At 34.8% G+C, this 7,883-nt stretch carries 4 protein-coding genes and 1 pseudogene; all 5 read left to right on the forward strand.

The genetic code is table 11. The annotated features are described in order from the left end of the window. Positions 1 to 3: 3 nt before the first annotated feature. The gene (locus tag Q0162_RS08610) at positions 4 to 5,337 is read left to right on the forward strand and encodes a hypothetical protein (RefSeq protein WP_297890943.1); all 5,334 of its coding nucleotides are present in this window, start codon (positions 4 to 6) and stop codon (positions 5,335 to 5,337) included. Between the two features lies 1 nt (position 5,338). After that, entirely contained in the window at positions 5,339 to 6,421 is a 1,083-nt protein-coding gene (locus tag Q0162_RS08615; protein ID WP_297890944.1) for a hypothetical protein, read from the forward strand. Positions 6,422 to 6,571: 150 nt separating this feature from the next. Beyond that, positions 6,572 to 6,946 (forward strand): hypothetical protein, encoded by a 375-nt coding sequence (locus tag Q0162_RS08620; protein WP_297890945.1) that lies wholly within the window; start codon positions 6,572 to 6,574, stop codon positions 6,944 to 6,946. Positions 6,947 to 6,948: 2 nt separating this feature from the next. Next, complete coding sequence (locus tag Q0162_RS08625; RefSeq protein ID WP_198473837.1) at positions 6,949 to 7,428, forward strand: hypothetical protein; 480 nt, start codon at positions 6,949 to 6,951, stop codon at positions 7,426 to 7,428. 58 nt (positions 7,429 to 7,486) lie between these two features. Continuing rightward, a pseudogene (locus Q0162_RS08630) lies at positions 7,487 to 7,883 on the forward strand (hypothetical protein); the annotation flags it as partial.

The raw sequence follows: 7,883 nt of genomic DNA on the forward strand, positions 1-7,883 counted from the left end.
ACGATGCGCCTATTCTCTTACATATTCCTCTTTCTGCTCACAACGTGGCAGCTCATAGCACAAACCTACCCTGTGCAGGTAGTGCCTGTGCTCACACCTCCATATAGTAGTAAGATTGCTGACTATGCCAACCCAATGGCTAATAAGGTACAACTGCAACTCATCACTACCGACTTGAGTGTACAGAACCGCCCCGTACAATTATATGTAGAGATTAAAGGCAATGGACTTACAGCAGCCTCAGCCCCCATACTTTCAGGCGTTTCACCCTTGCGTATCAGTGGAGGCGAAATCCTCCGCCTCACTAATGCCGAGCTGGCAAGCTACTTCCAGTTGCGCAACCTGCAAGGTATCACCTCACAACAATACGCCTCTGCCTTGCCCGATGGGATGTACTCGTTCTGCTTTAGGGTAAAAGATGTGCTCAGTGGTCGTTGGCTGTCACAAAGCCATTGTGCCATTGCCTATCTAATGCTCAACGACCCTCCAATCTTGAATATCCCTACTGATAATGAGCAAGTAGCTGTAACCGATTTTCAAAACATTATTTTCAGTTGGACACCCCGTCAAATCAACGCGACCAATGTAACCTATTCCTTTGAATTACGTGAGATTTTAGACTCTACCCTCGACCCTCGTTTTGCTTTTGAAGTAAGCCGACGCATACTCAAAGAAGACGATTTGCGAATGACCAGCTTCGTCTATGATGTGAGCAAACCCAACCTCATTCCTGGCAGACGCTATGCGTGGCGCGTAAGAGCTATCTCCACAGGTGGACTGGCAGAAAATAGTGTCTTTAAAAACAATGGTTATAGCGAGGTACACACGTTTGTCTACGCCGTAAACTGTAGCAAACCGCTCTTTTTGCTAAGCGAACAGCAGGGTAAAAGTCGTACCAAACTACTCTGGCAAGGGCACACACTGCATCAAAAATACCATATCCAATACCGTAAGAAAAACGTAGAAGGCGCACAGTGGTTCGAGACCTTTACCCGAAATACCCAAACCCTCATCGCCGACTTGGAGGCGGGTGAGTACGAGTTTCGTGTAGGAGCTTCTTGCGAGGGCGAATGCTATGGTATTACTCCCAGCTATGTGTATTCGGATATACAGACTTTCAAAATAGAGAAAACACCCAACACCACTGAGCAAGGGTATAACTGCGGAATTGTACCCAAAATAACGATTACAAACCAAAAGCCTCTCAATAGTTTAATAACCAATGAAGTGTTTACAGCAGGTGATTTTGCGGTTACCCTTTTGGAGGTGAGTGGTAGCAATGGTGTATTTTCAGGTAAAGGCTTTATAAAAGTGCCTTACTTGAACGATACTAAGCTGGCGGTAGAATTTGAAAACGTCAAAATCAACAGTGATTACCAGCTCACAGATGGAGTAGTGAAAACTACTTATGATGCCGATTGGAAAAATGTACAGTTCATAGAAAACCTCATAGGTCAAGGCAAAAAATCTAATGAGATAAACGTACCTTTTGAGATTGATAAGGTAGAAACTCGCAATGGTGAAATAGTTGTTACAGGTAAAGACGGTCGCAAGGAAGTATTCCCATTTGGAGGCAATGATTCCACTGTCAAAGGAAAAGTAACCACTACTACCAACGGAGTAACCTCTACCCAAGAAAAGATATATCACATAGATAAAGACGGTAAAGTATCTGAACCTCAAACAGTAGCTCAAGGAGGCAAACCTACGAAGGAAAACACCAATGGTGTTAGCAAAAATGGTGAGGCTACAGCCCTTACCGCCAAAGGTATTGAGGTGACTTTTGAGAATACAGCCGACTCTAAATACGCTTATGAAGTCCCTACCAAAGCCTATAGTAAGGACTACCAAAAGCTTGACGGTAAGTACATTCCGTTTAAAGCGGTGGTAAAAGGCGAAACAGAACCTTTCTTAGCCAAAGTACAGATTACCGATAAGAATATTAGCACTGATAGCCTTATCTTCAAAACCGATAAAGGCGCACTCATCGAATCCAAACGAGTAGAAGGTTCTAACGACTTTTTGCTTACCCTCAAAGGTTTCCATAGCTTTGCAGTAGAACAAGTACAAGCTACTATCAAACAGGGCAAGAAATACCAAATCGCAGGAGTGTTTAACTTGGTACACCTCTCACCTAAAACTGCCAAGGTAATCCTTGTACCCACTTCCGAAAACACTTCTATGGATATAGATAGAGTAAAATCTATTTATAGCAAGATAGGAGTAAATTTAGATATCACTTGGGCAGCACCTTTTGATATCACACCTTATTTGACCAATGGCGTGTTGGAAACCAAAGATGTATTTGGTGACCTTACCGATTACAGTCCGTCACAACAGGCGGTTATCAATGCCTATAAAGCCACAGGCAAGGTAGCAAACGATACCTATTACGTGTTTATTACCAATGCCAAGAGCAGTACCGGACAAGGAGGCTATATGGCACTGGGCGGACAGTTTGGTTTTGTATTCGACCAAACCGAAAGAACCCTCGCCCACGAATTGGGTCACGGAATATTTAAACTAGCACACCCATTCAAGAAAAAACAACAAGGTAATGTCCCCTCCCTAATGGACTACACCTCCGATGAAGCCCTCCTCTTTGCTGATTGGAAGCAAATCAACGACCCTAAAGTGAAGTTATACGCTTTCCAAGGACAAAGTGAGGGCGAATTTGGAGGTAAAATATGGCTTACTCCTGATTGGCGACCTTTTAAATATGATAGATCCCATACTACAGCGATTGATAGAGAGGAGCTATCAGAAATACCACAAGGAGCTTTGCCCGCAATTTTAGGAGAAGATAAAAAAGCCTACTATGCCGAGTTCTCTAATGAAAAATTTGTAGGTTATAAAAATTTAGATGGACTCTTTTTAAAACTTGATTATCAAACATCAATAAATGATAAAACAGAAATTTATCTATATAGAACAGGTAATTTTTGTGGTAGTGATACTTACTATAAAACCTCTTGGGGATATATTAAAGATAAAAAGGGTACTGTTAGTTTCACAGGAACTCCTATTACTTTTGTAAATACGATCGCCTGTCAAAAAGAAAATTCTATAGATAGTCCTTGTGACAATTTTAGAGTAATTAAAACCTCTGACCTTGCTGAATATCAAAAAGATTTAAAAGAGTATTTAGCAAATGCTATTAAAAAAATAGCAACTTCACGAAAAAAAGAAGTTGTTGCTGTTGGGCAATACAACCACATTGTAAATAACTTTGTAACTAATGTACCTGAAAAACAACTTTATGAATTAGAGGAAAAATTACATCTATTATCGTATTATACAAAAATAGATGTAGTACTTACATTTTTACCATTAAGAAAAAATTCCTATATACCAGAGCATATACTTTCCGATTTAGCACAAAAAGCAATAGAGGGCGTTTCTGGCAATAAATCTGATCGTAAGTTAGTATATTTAGTGGTAGCTTCCTCTGAATATGAGTCTATTTTCAAAGAAGGTACTATTAAAAAACTAAATTGCCATACAATAAGTTTTGCCCAGACAGATAATAGCATTATCCGAAGCAAATATAAAGGGAATTCCATTTTTGAAAAACTTCTTACCCTATATCAAGATATTCCTAAGCCCTTGATAATGAATAAATATTATCAATATGCTGATGGAAGTGTAAGAAATTATACCTATAAATCAAAAGAAAACTTACGAGGCTATCCTTTTATTAAAAAATTAACTTTCTATCAGTCAAAAGAGTTTAGAAGAAATAAATATTGTGTTTATACAAGCGATTATCCCGAACTTTATCAGAATTGTGAAAATAAAAACAGAAAAGCTCTTATAAAAAGTCTAAAAGCTGAATACGCACAAGATGGATTGAAAAATAAAGCACTTTGGGAAGAGGTAGACATTCATCAGTTAGGCAGGTTTAGAGAGGTGTATATGGATTATGGAATAGACAAAACACCTAATTATCCTCTCTACCTATGGCAAAACTCAGTTGATACTTGGCAGTTTAAGAATAAAGTAAAAATAGCCTTAGAAAAAGGAACACTCCCTTCTGAAGTCTTTTATGATTTTGAAAAACTAAAGGTTTTAGACGATGCCGTTTATGGCACTTTAGATTTCATAAGCCTTATTCCAGGGGCTGATATTTTCACCGACCCTCTATGTGCCGCCTATGCCTCTGCGCGTAACGATGCTACTAATTTAACAATTTACTCAGCTGGAGCTATCTTGCCTCTTGCCAGTGGTGCCTATATAAGAGGAGGAGCAAAAGCTCTCAATGAAGAGATTATGGTTGTCGTAGCTAAAAAAGCTGACAACGACGAGGTTGAGTTAGTTTACAAAAACATAAATGATATAGCCCCTAACGAGCTTTATATCGCCACAACTATCGACAACAAACAAACCCAAGCCTTTTTAGATGAAACTAAAAAACAGTTAGACCTTTATTCTATAAACACTCAGTTAGATAACTTAGGAAAAACTGGAAAACAAATAGCAAACCTTGCTGAAGACCTCTCTAAAAAAACAAACAACATACTTACTAAAGCATTCTCCGAAGGCTCTAAATTTATAGATGATAAGAAAACAATAGAAAAAATCACTCATTATTTAGCCCCTGAAAATGCCGAAAAATTAAAAGCTATTGGAGGTGAACAAGGATTGATAGATTTCTTGAAGAAATATAAAGATGCTCCTTGCGGTAATTGTAAAGATGCAGGAAGAAAAATTTTTGGAGGTCGTACCATAGATGAGATGCTTGAAAACTATGTAGAGGTTGCTCATACTTTTAGAAACCGTCCTGATTTATGGAAAAAAATAGAAGAAGGCGCTTTAAGTAGCAATGCCGCTATGCGTGAAGGTACTCAGCATATGTTATCCACCTTTAAGAAAAATCCTAAAAAATACGCTCCTGAAAATATTGAGCATTTAGATATGCGATTTGAAAATGCCTTAGATGATATTTGTGCTAATTGTCGCTATGATGTGAAGTTTAGCAGGAAATATGATGAAGACTTGCCTTTATTTGAAGAATTTAAAAGCTATAATACTGAAACTTGGAGTAAAATAGCTAATGATAAAGGTTTTATCCAACAATTTAAAAGCTACTTGAACACAGAAGGTATCGAAAAAATAGAAGATTTAGCTTATGTGATTAACAGTAATAAAGCTAATATAAATGAAGTAAAACAAGCTTTTAAAGAATTGTTTAAACGTAACAGTGATGAAATTTTAGAGATTATGAGCCCTGAGTTGAAGAAAAGTTTAGGACTTATAAATAAAAATAGAGAAGAAGTATTTAAACTACTAATAAAAGACACCAATTCTCCACTTTATAACTTTATAAAATCACAATAAAATGTTTAAACTAAATTCTAAAATAGATAATGTAAGAGATTATGTTATTTATAAAGGCAAACCTTATTACATCAATACATCACGTGAAATTCAATGTGGTGAAAAGAAACAGATGCTTTATAAAACACCACTAAGCCCGCTTGTTATGTTTAATAATAAGTTCTATTGTTCTGAATGGAATAATAATTACAAAATTTTTGACGAAAATTTGGAGTTGGTAGAAGAGGGCGAAGATAAAGTTTTTTTATATTTATCTAACGATTATTTAGAAACACAATATTCAAATGAATATCTAGAGGATATTACTGCTATTATAGATAGAAAAGAAAATCTCATAGTATTAGGTGAAATTGACAAATTTTCTATAAGTTTTTTCCAAATGGATATATATATATATATATACAAAAAGAATAAAATATATGATGATGTGATGTCTATCAGAGCTTTTTCTATTCAAGAGAAAGAGCATCTATGGGAGTTTTCTCTTGCTTCATTTGGAAAGTATAAAAATTCGTGGGATGAAGAAAGATATTTTAGGGTATATAAGCTTATAGGTATACACAACAATATTTTTTGGGCTTTTATAGAGTTAGGAGGTTTTATAGGTTTAGATATTGAAACAGGAGAATTAAAATATCATATTCCTGAATATCATCAAGCTGTAGAAAAAACTATTACCAAAATTAAAGGTTTTTATAGGAGTGACTATCTCTTAGATAGTGGAAAAGGGAAAATTCTTGGTATGGCTATGGATGTTTTTATTGAAATAGATTTAAACCAAGAACTTCCTTTTGCTACTCAATATGGTTTACAAGAGGAGTTTGAAAAATACAATATCGAAGGGAAAGATACTTCTACCCAATACATCGTTCAAGATGATTTATTGTATTTTTACCTTTCTAATCAACTGAGATTTGGCGTTTTAGATATTAATACCAAAGAAATTGTATACATTTCAGAACCTATTACAGTAGGTGAACGAGATGATAGGTTTACTCAGCTTAAAGATTTAAAAGTTTCTGAGAATAAGGTGTATATCTTAGATAGTAATAATACCTTACATATTTTTGAAAGAGAAGAATAACGTTTTAAAATAAAAGAAGGTAAGTTTATTGATAATGCCTTAGAGCAAGATTATCAAAAATATCTCGCAAGGAAATCTAAAGAATCTAAATCAGCAAGAAACCGTTTAAGCTGGAAAGAAGAACGAGACTATTGGTTAAACGATTCACCTATGGCAAGAGGAAATGAATTTAATAAAAAAGCAATAGATAATGATTGGTATGACTATAATGAAATTCATCTTGAAAATGGTAAACGTCTAGATAGTTATGATCTTGATTTAGGAGAGATTGTTTCACGAAAAGCAACCAATTTAGAAGATATAGAACTTTCTACATTTGAGAGTTATCTAAAAGAAATGAAAAGTAAATATCACAAGGGTATACGAATTAGATCTAATAAGTATCCTGATTTAGATGGTAAAAAATTAAAAGGTAAACAAATTCTTGAAATTCCTGAAGCGAATAAAAACTTTTCTCAATTGCAAGAATATATTGATTTGGCAAAGGATAAGTACAACATAGAAATAAGATTCAGACCTGAATAAGTATGGAATTAAATAAAAAAGAATTAGAGATTTATGAAAAAATAAATCTCTATAAAAGGCACTACGCTCTTAGTGTTCAGAATAATTATGAGAACACATTTGAGAATTACTCTAATGAAGAAGTTTTAAAAATTGTAAAAGAATTAGGATATACAGCTAAATATAAAAAGAAAGAAAACTTCTTTCAGATTTTAGAACCTATAAATGAAATTAATTTCTATTTTCATTTTTCATTAAAATATGGAAAGGTTGAAGTTATAATGTATTGGGAAAGTAAGAAAAATAAAGCCATATCAGGAGGAGGCCCTTTTTCAAGAATATGTAAGTTAATAACAATCAATAAAGGAAGAGAGTTTGAAAAAATTAAATATGCTCGTTTTAGAAATTATGAAGATTTAAAAAATGTTCTTAGAGAATATTTCTTAATCTATGAAGATTTTAAAACTGAAGTCTTAAAAGTAGATTGGGAAAAAGAATCTTAGCTTTGCTATAAAAGCAGATGCAGGTAGGAAAATTTTTGGAGGTCGTACCATAGATGAGATGCTCGAAAACTATGTAGAGGTTGCTCATACTTTTAGAAACCGTCCTGATTTATGGAAAAAAATAGAAGAAGGCGCTTTAAGTAGCAATGCCGCTATGCGTGAAGGTACACAGCATATGCTTTCCACCTTTAAGAAAAACCCTAAAAAATATACGCCTGAAAACATTGAGCATTTAGATATGAAGTTTGAAAAAGGTTTAGATGATATCTGTGCCAACTGCCGTTATGACGTGAAGTTTAACAATAACCGAAATGAAGGTCTACCTTTATTTGAAGAGTTCAAAAGCTATAATACTGAAACTTGGAGTAAAATAGCTAATGATAAAGGTTTTATTCAACAGTTTAAAAGCTACTTGAACACAGAAGGTATCGAAAAAATAGAAGATTTAGCTTATG

The sequence above is a fragment of the uncultured Capnocytophaga sp. genome (genome assembly GCF_937936315.1).
In the GTDB taxonomy this organism is placed as follows: domain Bacteria; phylum Bacteroidota; class Bacteroidia; order Flavobacteriales; family Flavobacteriaceae; genus Capnocytophaga.

Excerpts from the sequence above, each read along its gene's own strand:
- Q0162_RS08610 (WP_297890943.1), top strand. The coding sequence starts at position 4 with ATGCGCCTATTCTCTTACATATTCCTCTTTCTGCTCACAACGTGGCAG.
- Q0162_RS08615 (WP_297890944.1), top strand. The coding sequence starts at position 5,339 with ATGTTTAAACTAAATTCTAAAATAGATAATGTAAGAGATTATGTTATT.
- Q0162_RS08620 (WP_297890945.1), top strand. The coding sequence starts at position 6,572 with ATGGCAAGAGGAAATGAATTTAATAAAAAAGCAATAGATAATGATTGG.
- Q0162_RS08625 (WP_198473837.1), top strand. The coding sequence starts at position 6,949 with ATGGAATTAAATAAAAAAGAATTAGAGATTTATGAAAAAATAAATCTC.